At 62.4% G+C, this 14,056-nt stretch carries 10 protein-coding genes; 3 read left to right on the forward strand and 7 right to left on the reverse strand.

What is annotated here, in order from left to right:
- Positions 1–82: 82 nt before the first annotated feature.
- From QMA15_RS27750 to QMA15_RS27765, 4 genes are all read right to left on the reverse strand, one after another.
- The gene (locus QMA15_RS27750) at positions 83–2,206 is read right to left on the reverse strand and encodes a phosphocholine-specific phospholipase C (protein WP_290287546.1); all 2,124 of its coding nucleotides are present in this window, start codon (positions 2,204–2,206) and stop codon (positions 83–85) included.
- A 104-nt stretch (positions 2,207–2,310) separates the two neighbouring features.
- Positions 2,311–4,056: an Ig-like domain-containing protein gene (locus QMA15_RS27755; RefSeq protein ID WP_230091029.1), complete on the reverse strand. Its 1,746-nt coding sequence runs from the start codon at positions 4,054–4,056 to the stop codon at positions 2,311–2,313.
- Positions 4,057–4,085: 29 nt separating this feature from the next.
- Positions 4,086–5,195, reverse strand: a complete 1,110-nt coding sequence (locus QMA15_RS27760; RefSeq protein ID WP_021333332.1) for an Ig-like domain-containing protein — start codon at positions 5,193–5,195, stop codon at positions 4,086–4,088.
- A 303-nt stretch (positions 5,196–5,498) separates the two neighbouring features.
- A complete protein-coding gene (locus QMA15_RS27765; RefSeq protein ID WP_290287549.1) occupies positions 5,499–7,436 on the reverse strand; it encodes an O-acetyl-ADP-ribose deacetylase in 1,938 nt (645 codons plus the stop codon).
- 78 nt (positions 7,437–7,514) lie between these two features.
- Between QMA15_RS27765 and QMA15_RS27770 the strand changes: the two genes are divergently transcribed.
- From QMA15_RS27770 to QMA15_RS27780, 3 genes are all read left to right on the forward strand, one after another.
- Positions 7,515–8,195 (forward strand): NUDIX hydrolase, encoded by a 681-nt coding sequence (locus tag QMA15_RS27770; RefSeq protein ID WP_279163412.1) that lies wholly within the window; start codon positions 7,515–7,517, stop codon positions 8,193–8,195.
- Positions 8,196–8,256: 61 nt separating this feature from the next.
- Positions 8,257–9,381 (forward strand): dihydrodipicolinate reductase, encoded by a 1,125-nt coding sequence (locus QMA15_RS27775; RefSeq protein ID WP_279163413.1) that lies wholly within the window; start codon positions 8,257–8,259, stop codon positions 9,379–9,381.
- On the forward strand, positions 9,378–9,857 hold the full coding sequence (locus QMA15_RS27780) for a carboxymuconolactone decarboxylase family protein (RefSeq protein ID WP_113682765.1): 480 nt from the start codon (positions 9,378–9,380) through the stop codon (positions 9,855–9,857). Before QMA15_RS27775 ends, QMA15_RS27780 begins: the two co-directional genes overlap by 4 nt.
- Positions 9,858–9,859: 2 nt before the next feature.
- Here QMA15_RS27780 and QMA15_RS27785 read toward each other — a convergent pair whose 3' ends face one another.
- Genes QMA15_RS27785 through QMA15_RS27795 form a run of 3 tightly spaced genes read right to left on the reverse strand, consistent with a single transcriptional unit; the run spans position 9,860 to position 14,041 of the window.
- Positions 9,860–10,648, reverse strand: coding sequence for an SDR family NAD(P)-dependent oxidoreductase (locus QMA15_RS27785; protein WP_113682764.1), 789 nt, complete (start codon positions 10,646–10,648; stop codon positions 9,860–9,862).
- Positions 10,638–12,383, reverse strand: coding sequence for an amidohydrolase family protein (locus tag QMA15_RS27790; RefSeq protein WP_020971226.1), 1,746 nt, complete (start codon positions 12,381–12,383; stop codon positions 10,638–10,640). Before QMA15_RS27790 ends, QMA15_RS27785 begins: the two co-directional genes overlap by 11 nt.
- A complete protein-coding gene (locus tag QMA15_RS27795) occupies positions 12,380–14,041 on the reverse strand; it encodes a class I adenylate-forming enzyme family protein (protein ID WP_279163414.1) in 1,662 nt (553 codons plus the stop codon). The genes QMA15_RS27790 and QMA15_RS27795 overlap by 4 nt, the downstream gene beginning before the upstream one ends.
- Positions 14,042–14,056 lie beyond the last annotated feature (15 nt).

Consider the following 14,056-nt stretch of genomic DNA (forward strand, 5'->3'; position numbering starts at 1 on the left):
ACGGAAACTCCTCCTGGATGTGTGGATGGATTGACTTGTCCGACTGGGGATTCAGGTCTGGTCTTGATCACTCGGTGTCGATTCACGTCGGTTGGCTTACGCTGGTACGCCCGTTTTCGATGTGTCCGACGAGCACGCGATTGAATTCAAGATCTTCGTCGACCGTCACGGTGGCCTGATACCAGCCGTCCACCGACGCCACCGCCCACCGGCCGCGTGCGCCGGCAGCGAGCTTCCGTCGGTCCCCGTCGACGTCGACGGAGAGTGCACGACTTCCGGAATTGTTCGCGGTCAGTACAAGCGCGCGCGACCCTGCGTCGATGGTTGTCGAGACGTCGAGCGAGGCTGCCGCACTGTCTGTCGCTCCACTGAATTCGCGCCTGAAACCATTGGGACCCAACAGGGTCAGGCTGTAGACGCGATCACTGAGCGCAACGATGTCATCGACCTCGCCCAGGAGGTCGTAATGCCGTGGCTCGTCGAACTCACCTGCGTACGGGTACAAGGCCAGGTGAGTTGATGCGGCACCGGCATTGACCAGATGGACCGTCAACGAGCCGGTTTCCGGGTTCACCGTCGTGTATGCGTCGGGCTGATAGGGAAGGGCCCGTGCTGGTCGAGTGCCGCTTTCCTGCAGGGGCATTCTCTGTTCGGCGGGTGGGGTCGGTGTCCACCGCGGTTCCAGAGGCGGAGTGGGCTGCGGGCGCGCCAAAGTCGGTCGGCTACGCGGGTTGGCGAAGTCGAACGCCGACGTCAGGTCGCCACTCACCGTGCGTCGCCACGGGTCGATTTCCGGCTGCGTGATTCCGAACCGCTTCTCCAGGAATTGCGTGACGGACGTGTGGTCGAACACTTGTGAACAAACGAAACCGCCAACAGTCCACGGCGAGATGATCGTCATCGGCACCCTCGGGCCGAGGCCGAGCGGCTGATTGCCGACCCATTCGGTTTCGACCGAGCGCGGTGGTCGAGGTGGCGGTACATGGTCGAAGTACCCGTCGTTCTCGTCGAAGTTGACGATCACGGCCGTCTTCGCCCACAGATCGGGATCGGAGGCGACGGCGTCGAGCACTTGATATAGCAGTGTTGCGCTCGCCGCAGGTGACGATCCCGATGGGTGCTCCGAATCCACTTCGGACGGAACGAGATAACTGACTTGCGGCAGTCGGCCCGACTCGACGTCCTTCCTGAACTCGGCGGCCAGTGTGCCGGGCCGGGATCGGTACAGTGCGCGATCGTAGAGTTGGCGATCAGCAGGCGACAGTTGGTCTGCAGCATTCTCGAGGGCCAGTACCGCTGCGTCCTGGACCGGCGCCGGCATCGACGGCAGGGCGAGATAGAACCCGGCCAAGGTCTGCAGTTCGTAGGGGAGCAGGCTTGGCCGACCAAGCAGCCCTGCCGCCACTTTCTTGAAGGCAGTGAAGTATTCGAGGTTGTTGTCTCCGAAGTTATCCCACTCTTGGTAGGTCTTCCAGGAAATGCCGGCGGACTGCAACCGCTCGGGAACCGTCGTCCATCCGTAGCCGGCGTGCCAGGGGTTGTAGGCCGCATTGGTTACAGCTCTTCCCTCGGGGCCGGGCGGATCCGAAGGCAGGACCGACTCGGTCGGATTAGGCGAAAGTGGCTCGTATCCGGTGTATCCAGAGACCCAATAGTTCCGGTTGGGGCTCGTCGACGTCGGAACGGAGCAGTGGTAGGCGTCGCAGATTGTGAACGAGTCCGCCAGTTCGTAATGAAAGGGAATGTCTTGCCGGTCGTAGTACGCCATCGTCGTACCGGTTTTTGCCGCAATCCAACCGTCGTGCCAGCCGTCGGCGAGTGCGGCATGTCCGCCCGCCCAGCTGTGATCCAGCCCGGTGACGTTCTGGGTGTCCATGCGTTGTGCTGCAGCGGAATCGCGGATGGGGAAGGGGAGCACAGGACCGGTAGGTCCGGGTTGTTCGAAGACGCTTTGGCCGCTGCGTAGACGCAACGCATTCGGATCCCCGAAGCCGCGAACACCCCTCAGAGCGCCGTAGTAGTGGTCGAAAGATCTGTTCTCCTGCATGACGAGGACTACATGCTCGATCGAATCGAGCCCGCCGGAGTTTGCGGGTGTCGCCAGTGCACGTTGAAGCGACGGCGGCAGAAGGGAAGCGGCGGCGACTGCAGTCGCGCCGACCCCGGCAGCGAGAAACGACCGTCGAGAAAAGGAATTCCTGGACACTTGTGCTCCATCGATCAATCAATCAGTGCTATGACTACGGCCGCGACATGCTGTTGCCGCTGCTCCGAATCGGTGCAGCGGCAACAGTGTCGAGAGAAATGCGATCAGGAACCGAAGAGACCGCCCAGCGAACCGAGGCTGCCCGAGCCGCCGTTTCCGCCATCATCAGGCGCAGCAGAAACCTTTACGACGGATTCGTCCGACGCAGACTGCGTGAATCCGCTTCGCCCGGCGTATGCCGCCTTGATCGGATGATCGCCCGTCGATGCGAAAGTGTGCGTCAGTCGCGCCACACCATCGACTCCGACGACAACGGGTTGTCCGATGGGTTGGTCACCGTCGAAGAACTGAACCGAACCCCCGCCCGGATTAGGACTGACCGTTGCGGAAAGTTCTGCCGCGACATTCTGCTTGGCCGTCGTAGGAGCTGCCAGTGAGGTCGAGGTGGTGACATCGGACGGCGCGGGATCAGACACGGTGACCGTTTGGGCTGATGCCATCGACGGCATGAATCCTGTTGCGCCGGAGTAGTAGGCCGAGACTGCATGAGATCCGGCCGAGGTGAATGCGTGTTCCAGAGTGGCTTTTCCGTCAGCGCCCACCGGGATCGGGGCACCGATATTTGCAGCGCCATCCTTGAACTGGAGAGTGCCACCAGTGGGGGTCGGCGTGACCTGCGCCCTCAGCGACACCGATACGCCCGTCTTTGCATCGGTAGGAACGTTCACGGCAGTGTCGGTTTGTTTGACGACAGGTGCGGCAGTCACCGTGACCATCGTCTCTGTCGAGTTGGAACTCTGGAATCCGTTGACTCCCTGGAACGTTGCGGAGACCCGCGCGGTTCCGGCGGTGAAGAAGGTATGCGGTAGCCGGGCAGTGCCGTCGGCACCGGGCGTGACAGGTGTACCGACGTCAGCGCCGTCCACCCTGAACTGCACGTTTCCGTTGACCGGAGCCGGATCCACCTTTGCGACAAGCTCTGTCGGTGTGCTGGCTTGGATCGAGTCGGGCATCTGGATTGTGGTGGTTGTCGGTTGGCTGACGTAGATCGTGGTCAGGGCCTGCCCACCGGCGTTGAGGCCGGAGTTCCTGTTGTCCCGCGGGGAGCAGTTGTAGCGCTCCCAGTAGTTGACTGTGAAGACATCCTTCTCGCGCTGGACGAATGTGAGCGCATTTCGGTCGTCGTCGTAGTTGGCGGAGCCGGGATCGGAAACTCGCAGCGAAGGCTTGATCTCGCTACCAGCCGCACCGGCTTTGACTGTGACGTCGACTGCGGGGAGTCGGAACTTGGTGTTGGCACCGACGATGATGCCGTCACTCGATCGAACCGCGGAGGACGGACCGTTTCCGATGGTCCGATTCGATCCGGAGATACGCAGGTGCGTACCGGATGCCGATGGATTACCGCCGTCGTCGATCTGTGTGACTGTTGGAGTGGCACTGTCGGATCCGAGGCCGTACGCACTGTCCGCCACAAGCTGGGAACTCACGAATTCGACGCCCGACGGGATGTCGAAGTCGTACTTGATCCGGGCCCAATGCACGACTCCACGGCTGGCGTGGCCGCCGCTGTTTGCCTTCATCTCGTTCGGCTGCACGCGGTAGGTGACGGTCTCACCTGGTGCCGCGGTGGTCGGTGCGGTGATGGTGACCCCCGAGCCGAGCGTCTCGTTGAATGTGATCGGACTTGCCGCACCGTCCATCTCGCGCACATGGCATGCAGTTGTGAAGGCCACGCTCTTGGTCTCGGGGGCAGCAGAGGCGGTCCCGCCGCCGACGATGGAGAACAACCCGCCGGCCAGTACCGAGACGGTTGCAATCGCAGAGCCGCGTAACAGTCTCGAGTTCATCGACGAATCCTGGTTTCTGTTCACAGTTTTCACGACCCGAATCCGGGGGTACCAAGGCTGCCGAGGCTACCGGTGCCAGGCTCGGGCTCGGACGGTTCGACCACGTTGATCGTCACGGCGCCCGACATCGATTCCATGAAACCGGCAGATCCCGTGTAGTACGCCGTGATGTTGTGGTCGCCCGCTGTTGTCATCGTGCGGTTGGCCTTCGCGACGCCGTTGACGACGGCCACCGGAGCGCCGAGGTCGACCCCTCCGTCACGGAACTGCACTGTTCCTCCCGACGGCCAAGGAGTGACCGTTGCCGTCAGCTCCACGGAGTCACCGACGACAGCTTTACCGGGTGCGTCGATTCGCGTCTGTGTCTGAGCGAGGCTGGAGTCGACATTGATCACGGCGAGCGGCTGGCCGCCTGCGTTCAATCCGGCCGAACGATTGTCGCGTGGTGAGCAATTGGTGGTCAGCCAGTATTTGACGCCGCCGAGCAGTGTCTCCTGTTGCAGGAAGGTCAGGTAGTTGGCGGCACTGTCGTAGGAACCGGAGTTGGTGTCGGAAACGCGGAGCATGGGCTTGATCTGGGTTCCCACAGCCCCTGACGTGACGGTGACGTCGACTGCCGGGAGCTGGAACGTCTTTCCTCCACCGACCTCGATTCCGCCGCCGCCGTTGTCGTCGGTGTTGGGTCCGTTGCCCGCCGTGATGTTGTTGCCGGAGATACGAAGATGCGTCCCATTCGGATCGGGTGAACCGGCATCGTTCACCCGCGTGATCGTCGGGGCGACCCCACCCAGATTCGAGCTGGTGCCGGCCACGATCTGCGCCCCCACGTAGGAGGTGCCTGCAGGGATGTCGAAATCGAACTTGAGACGCGTCCAGTTCACGACGGACCTGAGGTCGTAGCCGTCATTGGGGACCGTCATCGGCTTGGGGGCGAGTCGGTAGGTGAAGGTCGAGTTCGGCGGAACCACGGTCGGGGCACTGATCGTGACGCCGGAATCACGCGTCTCGTTGTGTGTGATCGGACCGGGGAACTGCCACCCGTGACACGATGCCGTGAACGGAAGGTTCACATCAGCGGCGGATGAAACTCCCGCTCCGCCGACGACCAGGGCAACGCATCCGGTCAAGGATGCGGCCACCCCTACTCCTCGGCGCATCAACGTCGACACCATTCACATTCTCCTTGAGTAGCGCTCGAAAAGATCGAGCTCTCGGCTTGAAGCCGGGTCCGGGAACCGGCCTCGAGCTGACAGAGAAGCGAATACGTCTTCGTCGTTTGCTCACCACCAGCTCAAACCCTGGAGAGGAGTAGAACACAGAGCGAGCCGCGAAATATGCGATTCGGACAAATTGTTGGACAAACGTCCAACCGGCGAAATTTCTCCACTTCTCTGACCGCTCTGCACTGCTTTAACGTGGCGTGAAGTGGGCCCGGTAAACGGTCAGGCGATCGCGCGGCGCATCAGTTCTGCCGTCTCCTTGTTGAATGCGACCAGTGTGACCGTCTCGACCTCGGTCTTCGCCGCGCGAATCGCTGAAACGGCCTGTCGGACCGCATCTTCCTTCGGCCAGCCGTAGACCCCTGCCGAGATCAACGGAAAGGCGACGGTTCGTGCGCCGATCGAGTCGGCAACGGCGAGACTGCGGGTGTACGCCGACCGAAGCAATCCGGATCGGTCCTCGGAGCGCGAATACCTCGGGCCGACGGTGTGAATCACGGCCTTGGCGTGGAGCTTTCCCGCGGTGGTGGCCACGGCCGCACCCACCGGGAGGCCGTCGGGAAGGCTGGTGTTGCGCAATACCTCGCAGGCCTTCAGGATCTCCGGTCCTCCGGCTCGGTGGATCGCGCCGTCGACACCGCCACCGCCGAGGAGCCTGGAGTTGGCCGCGTTGACGATGGCGTCGACGGTCAGCGTCGTGATGTCACCTTCGACGACGGTAATAGCGGGCATGGATCCTCCTGGGTACCCGACGGCTGTGTTTCCGACGGCCGTGTTTCCGACTGCCGTGTTCCAGAGTTCACGCTTCGGGCGAGCCCACGGCATAGCCGAGCGTACGTCGTAGGGGTCACGTCCGATCAACATCGAGTATCGCGCCGCAACCGACGGTGTGCGACTGTGCGCCTGAACGCAATGAAGGAGTACGCGCTTTCCCTCGGCCCGCAACGCCTGGACGGTGCGCGCTGCGTCGTCGAGAACGAACTCGAGGTTGGCGTTGGAATCGTGACCGTCATCGACCAACCAGAACTCGACGTGATCGGAGCTGACCTGCCGTGTTCCCATGCGACACAGGCTGACCACGGCGTCGTAGTCCGCAGTGGACACCGCATCGACGCCGCCGAGCGTGACGCCGTCGTCATGCGGATGTGTGGTCAGGTGGTGGGTTCCGCGGAATTTCGAGTAATCGAGTTCTGCGGTCGACGGCCATCCGTTCTTGTCGTCGGTACCGCCGCGAGCAGTCTTGATCGACAGGCGAACCAGATCGGAGGAACGGTATCCCGGCCAGCCGTGCATGATTCGGCGCCAGCGGGCGGGAACAGCCGACGCTCCCCAACGGGCGCCGAGAAGGCCACCCGCGATAGCCGCAGTCGTGTCGGTGTCCCCGCCGGCTCGTACGGCTGCTTCCAATGCGTACTGGAGGTGGCGAGCATCGGCATTGTCCGTGGAAGTGATGGCCCACCAAGCAGTCTGAAGTGCATGCACCACCCAACCGTTCTTGGAGAAGTCCTGCGGGTTCCCGGTTTCGGCCTGATCGAGCAGCGGGCCCCAGTATTCGGCTACCTCCTGATCGGAAACGGAGAGGAAGCCTCGAACGCCGTCGAAGTTGCCGGCGACAACGGCATGGCGGATGGCATGGGTCCACAACTCGCACGCCTGTCCGGCACGCGGGTCGTCGTGCGTGAGTGAACTGATCCGGTGCGCGGCCGCCATGGCACCTTCTGCATCGTCCAAGTAGGAGAGGGCGACGGGAGCGGTGCGCATGAGCGAGCCGTTGCCGGCCTTGCGGCCGCTGATCGCCCGCGCACGATCCGCCATCGCCGCTGCGCTTTCGGAGCGGACGGACAACACTGCTCGCGTCTGGTTGCCGATGTCCGCGGGCTTCGAGTCGTACCACCGGATGAACTGTGCTGCAATGGCATCGAGACCGTCAGAGCTTCCGATGTCGATTCCGGTGGCGGCCACCTCGGCGATCGCAACTGCCATCGAGGTGTCGTCGGTCCATTCTCCCGGCGCCCAGTCGAACGGGCCGCCACCGATCATGTCGATCGTGACCTCGGCCTTCGGGTAGGTGAATTCGTAGCCGGCGCCGAGTGCGTCTCCTGCTGCGGTGCCGAGCAGAACGCCGGCCGCTCGATCGGACTGCTGTGCGGTGAGTTTCATAGCCACCTCTTCGGTTCGCGACGATCGTTTGATCAACTTTGCGCTAACCATAGATCATGTTTGAGATAACATGCAAGGGTGAATAAATGGACAGACACGAGTGGCAAGGGATTGACGGACTATCCGCGTCCGTCCGTGGCAGTGGACGTCGCGGTGCTGACGTACAGCGGTGGATCTCTGAAAGTTCTGGTGGTTCGGCACCCTCTCGGTGCGCTGGCGCTACCGGGAACTTTTCTGCACGAACGCGAATTGCTCACGGCCGCAGCCGATCGTGCCCTGTCGGTCAAGGCCGAGTTGGCCCAGACGAGCTTTCACCAGTTGGCGATCTTCGACCGACCGGACCGCGACGACCGTGGATGGGTTTTGTCGGTCGCACACACGGCTTGCCTACCGGAATCGGCGCTGCCCGATTCGGCGCTTCTCGTCGATGTGTACGACGACGAGGCAGTGAGCGGACTCGCGTTCGATCACGCCGACATGGTGCGACTCGCGGTCACGGACCTACGCGCGAGGTATGCGTCGTACGTGGATCCGGACGGATTGTCGGGCGGGACGTTCACCGTCGCCGAACTTCGGGGACTGTACGAGGTGATCTTCGATCGTCCGTTCCAGAAGGACAGCTTCCGTCGGCAGGTATTCGACGCGCTCGAAAGTACCGGCGAGATGAGCAGACCAGGTAACGGCCGACCCGCTGAGACGTACCGGAGGCGGGGTGACGGCGCACTGACTGCGCAGGCAATGGCATTTTTGACCGGATGAAGTGAAACGAATTCTTGCAGTTCTGCTGACCTGACGCGCTGAGCTGGGTAATGTCCGATTGATGGGTGCAGTTTCGAATGAAGCCGAGTCCAAGATTCCGACTGTCGTGTGGGGTACCGGCAACGTCGGGCGTGCATCGATTCGCGCTGTGACAGCCAATCCGGCCCTCGAACTTGTCGGCGTCATCGTTGCCAACCCCGCAAAGGTCGGGCGAGACGCCGGTGACCTCGCCGATCTGGGAGTGCACCTGGGCGTCGCGGCTACCGACGACGCCGATGCCGTGCTCGCAGCGTCTCCCGGCGCGGTGGTCTACGCGGCGTCCGGCGACATTCGGCCCGATGACGCGGTTGCCGACATCACGCGGGCGCTGGCCGCTGGAGCTGTAGTGGTCACGCCTTCGGTATATGCGCTGTACGACCCGAAATCTGCGCCTCCCGAACTTCGTGATCCCGTTGAAGCTGCTGCCAAGGCGGGCGGCGGCGCTCTGTTCGTCTCCGGTATCGACCCAGGTTGGGGCAACGACATCCTGCCGATTCTCGTCAGCGGGCTCGCGGGGACAATCGACCAGATCCGGTGTCAGGAAATCTTCGACTACACGACCTACGAACAGCCGGATTCTGTCCGCTACCTGATCGGGATGGGTCAGCCGATGGACTACGAACCTCCGATGGTCGCGCCCAGTGTTCCCGCCATGGTCTGGGGCGGGCAGATTCGACTCATCGCCCGAGCGCTCGGGGTGGAACTCGACGAGATCCGCGAGACCTTGCTGCGCCGCCCGCTCGAGGAAACCGTGTCGACCGAACATATGGGGGAGTTCGCGGCCGGCACCCAAGGCGCACTGCGATTCGAGGTTCAGGGAATCGTCGGCGGGGAACCCTTGATCGTGATCGAACACGTCACGCGTATTCATCCGTCCTGTGCCCGCGACTGGCCGCTCCCGCCCGACGGAGGCGACGGCGCGCACAAGGTGATCGTCGAAGGGCGACCACGAATCGAGATCAACGTCGAAGCCACCGATGAAGGTGGAAACCGCGCGGCCGGTGGAAATGCCACGGCCGTAGGACGTCTCGTCAACGCAATTCCGTGGCTACGTCAGGCCGAACCCGGCCTCTACGACGCGCTGGACGTTCCGCTCACACCCGGCGTCGGCAAGCTCGGTGCCCGAAACTCGGAGGTACTCACATGAATATCGACATACCCGAAGGTAAGAACCCGATCGGCTACGTGTGGGGAGAGATGGTCCCCGGCATCGGGCCCGCGGCCGCCGGGTTCTCCCAAAAGGTTTACACGGACGGCACTCTCGGACTCCGCGAGTTCGAGGCGGCCAGGCTTCGGATCGCTCAGATCAACGGGTGCATCTTCTGTCAGGACTGGCGCACCGAGCGTGACGGCGAGACTGTGGAGTCGACATTCGATCAGTCTGTCACCGACTGGCGCACCACAGATGCCTTCGACGACAGGACACGCCTCGCTGCCGAATACGCCGAGAGATACGCCCTCGACCACCACGGGCTCGACGACGAGTTCTGGGAACGCATGACAGCTCACTACTCACAGCGAGAAATCGTCGAATTGAGCATGTGCCTCGGATCGTGGTTGGCCTTCGGCCGGCTCAACCACGTCCTCGGCCTCGATGCTCAATGTGTGTTGCCCGGCAACTGAACCTAGTTGCCCAGCGTCGTCAGATCCGGGTAGTTCGAGACCTCCCAGCCGCCGTCGACGACCAGACTGGTTCCGGTGATGTACGAGGCGTCGTCGCTGGCGAGATAGAGGCAGGGGCCCGCGATCTCGTCGGGAGTTGCCGCTCGGGACATGGGAATTCGGCTGAGAAACATGTCGCGGGCGGGTTCGTAGTTCATGACCGGCGCGACCAGTGGCGTGTCGACCAGGCCGGGTAGAACGGCATTGACCCGGATCCCCGACGCAGCGAGTTCGATCGCGGCATTCTTGCTGAACATCTCGACCCCGGCTTTGCCTGTCGCGTACGCGCTCCCGTAGGGGCTCGGCACGTGCGCGTTCAATGAGGACACGTTGACTATCGCACCACCGCGACCGTGCTCTCGGATATGCCGCGCTTCATGTTTGGTGCAGAGGAAGACGCCCTTCTGCACCAGGTCGATGGTGAAGTCCCAGTCGGCCTCGTCGAGGTCGACGATCTGCCCCACCCTCGACGCCCCGGCAACGTTGAAAGCCAGATCGATACCGCCGAATTCCGCAGCCGCAGCGGCAATAGCCTCGGCAACATCGGATTCCTTGGTGACGTCGGCGGGAACAGCGAGGAAAGACGCGCCGTGCTGGGAGGCTAACTCCATCAAACCCTCTGCATCGATGTCTATTCCGGCTACCTGTGCGCCTTCGCCGATAAGTCGTAGTGCGATGGCTGCACCGATACCTGATGCTGCGCCGGTGACAACCGCGGTTTTGCCGGCAAATCTGGACGTGTTAATGGGCACCTGCTTTCAAGAACTTTCCGGTTCGGCGGTTGCCGAGAACGGGTGCTGCTTCTCCGTCGCCGAAGACGTACTCGCCGCCGACGAACACTGCGGTGACGGTCTGATCGTTGCGATTGACCATGCGGGAGAGGTTGTCGTACTCCGCGACCGGACTTTCGGCGTACGCCTCGAGTGAATCGTCGAGATGGGCGGGATCGATCACAACCAGGTCGGCGCGGTCACCTAATCGAAGGTGCCCGGCATCGACGTCGTACCACTCGGCCAGTTCGCCGGTGAGGCGATGCACCGCTGCCTCGACGGTCATGAAGGGACGGCCGACCTTTTGGGCATCGTAGACACGTCGTAGTAGTCGTAAGCCGAAGTTGTAGAACGCCATGTTGCGCAAATGCGCTCCGGCGTCGGAGAACCCGAGTTGGACGCCGTTGTCCTGGGCGAACTTGTCCAGAATCTCCGGCCGGTGGTTCGAGATGGTTGTGCGCCAACGCACTTTCGTGCCGTGTTCGAGGACCAGATCCAGGAATGCATCGACAGGGTGGAGGCCGCCTCGTTCGACGCCGACCTGCCCGAAGCTCTTGCCGACAAGGGATTCATCGGGGCAGGAAACGATTTCGGCGTCGAAGAAGTCGCGGTGCCAGACTTTGACGCCGAATTTTTGATCGTAGTCCTTGCGGAACTGTCGACGGTACTTCTCACTCTGCATCAGGACGTTGCGTTCCATCTCGTCGGTCAGATGCAGTGCTGCAGCGCCGGATCCGAACTCCTCGAAGACAACCAGGTCGATGCCGTCGGCATATACCTCGAAGGGGACTGGCAGGTGCTGCCAGCGCAGGTCGCCGCCGAGTCGATTGACCAAGTGTGCCAGTGGGCCGAGGATCACCACGGCCAACTTGTTGGACTTGATGTCGGCCGCCGAAAGCATGCTCGTCTTGAGTCGCTTACGCCAGATACCCGCGCTGGAGAACGCCATAGCTCCGGTACTCATCGGGTTGGAGAGGTCAGGTCCGGCCTGAAATACCCGTCCTCGGCGGCGCAGGATCGCATTGAGTCGGCGTCGTTCTTTCGTGGTTGCATACGTCGACGGCAGCGTGCGTGAGCGGCAGGTCTCGCCGTCGAGTTTGTCGAACAACAATTGCTGACTGGACATCCCGACGAATCCTGCGTCGAGAGCTTCGGTCAACTGTGCTTCCATCGACGCGAGTTCGGTGTCGGTGGGATGCACGTCCGTCCTGGTAGCACGATCCAGTCCCATCTCGGCGGCTCGCATGTCGGAGTGTCCGATGAAGGCTGCAATGTTGGGACCTAGCGGAAGCGCCTCGAGTGCAGCAACATACTCTCTCGCGGAGTTCCAGGTCTTGGCCCGCGTGAGTGCTTCGACGACGTGCTTGCGTGGGATAGCTTCGACGCGGCCGAAAAGGTCGCCGGCGTCCGACGGGCTGGCGTGAATGGTGGACAGGGAACACGATCCGACAAAGATCGACGTGACCCCGTGTCTGAGAGATTCGCTCAGCGCCGGGCCTTCGAGGATCTCGACGTCGTAGTGAGTGTGGATGTCCACGATGCCCGGGATCACCCACTTGCGCCGCGCGTCGATGACACGGGGACAGTCGGTTTCGTCGAGTGGATCGAGGGAGATGGCAGTGACCAGCCCGCCTCGGATACCCAGATTGCGGACAGCTGGTTTCGCCCCGGTGCCGTCGAACCACAGACCGTTGTTGATCACGGCGTCGTAGGTCATGAGATAGCCACCTTTGCGCGTATCGTCTTCCCGGTTGCATTGCGAGGCAGAGGGGTTGTGCTCAGTTTCCACTTCACCGGCACCTTGAAGTAGGCCAGTCGTTCGGCGACATAGTCGCGTAGTTCTTCTTCGGTCGCCGCTCCCTCGCTGCGAAGAACGACAACGGCCGCCACTTCTTGGCCGAGGTCTGCCGAATCAATGCCGATCACAGCGCATTCGAGTACCGCGGGATGCTCGTCGATGCACTGCTCGATTTCGAGAGGGTAGACGTTCTCGCCGCCGCGCAGGATCAGATCGGACCGGCGGCCGGTCAGGCGGAGTCGGCCGTCTTCGAGAACTCCGAAGTCGCCGGTTCGGAGCCATCGGTCGGGACCGATGGCGGCAGCAGTTGCAGTCTCGTCGTTCCAGTATCCCGACATCACATACGGACTGCGAGCGCAGATTTCGCCCTCCACGCCGTCGGGAACCGCAACACCGAAAGGATCACGGACCTCCACACTCACACCGATGATGGGCCGTCCGAGAGTTCCGGGGAACGCGGCGAGTTCTGGTGGCGTGGCAACCGAAATGCCGGTGGAGGATTCGGTGAGCCCGTAGCTGTCGACCAAGGTGTGCTGCGCAAAAGGCAGTCGCGCGCGCAGGCGGTCTTGCAAAGCCGGAGATGACGGCGCAGACGCGAGTGCAAAGGCGCTCAGTGAGGTCAGGTCGTACTTCTCGAGACTGCCATGTTCGAGGAGACGGGTTGCCATGGTGGGGACCACCGCCCAGTTGGTGACCTTCTCGCGTTCGACAAGGGAAAGGACTTCGTCGACGTCGAAGGCGCCCTGATGGATGACCACGGCTCCGCCCGTCGCGAGTCGTGGGATCGCCAGGTTATGCAGGCTTGCAATGTGAAACAGCGGCGCGGTCAGCAGATACCGCAAGTCACTGGGTCGGCCGTCGCTGGGTCGGCCGGTGAACGCCGCAGCGAGGCGATCGCTGTAGCGGTGGTAGTCGATGACGGCCAACACGTTTCGATGAGTGTGAACAGCCCCCTTGGGGCGACCGCTGGTTCCGCTCGTGTAAAGAATGACGGCCGGATCGTCCTCGTCGACGGACGTGCGGGGCAGTGCAGAACCCGAATACTTCTCCATCAATGCCGGTAGATCTTCTTCCATCGTGAGCACGGGAACATCGGTGTTCACTTCGGAAAGAACTTGTGCGCGTTTGGCGTCGGCGATCACCACGGTGGGAGTGGTGTGATCGATGCCGTACTGCACTTCACGGGCCACCCACCACGAGTTGAACCCGACGGCGATGGCGCCAAGCGACTGAGCCGCCCAGAAGGTCATCACCCATTCCGGCGTATTGGCGGCGAGGATGCCCACCCGATCGCCCTTGCGAACGCCGTAACGCTCGCGCAGCGCAGTGGCCAATGCTGCTACGGCCTCGCCGTGCTCGAGGTAGCTGAAGCGTCGGTCCTTGGTCACCAGGTAGTCGCGTGATCCGTAATCGAAGGATGCAGCGAGCACGTCGCCGAGTGCCTTGTCACGGTTCTTCATGACGGGCATCGAGCTGCCGAGTACATCCTCGACTTGCATCTCGAAAGGACCACCAGGGCCGGTCAGCCCAGCCATGACGGACGCGATGAATGCTTGTGTATCAGCGGAAGTAGTCACGTGAAGTGCCTTTCG

It is taken from the genome of Rhodococcus sp. APC 3903 (assembly GCF_030407755.1).
GTDB classification, from domain to species: domain Bacteria; phylum Actinomycetota; class Actinomycetes; order Mycobacteriales; family Mycobacteriaceae; genus Rhodococcus_F; species Rhodococcus_F erythropolis.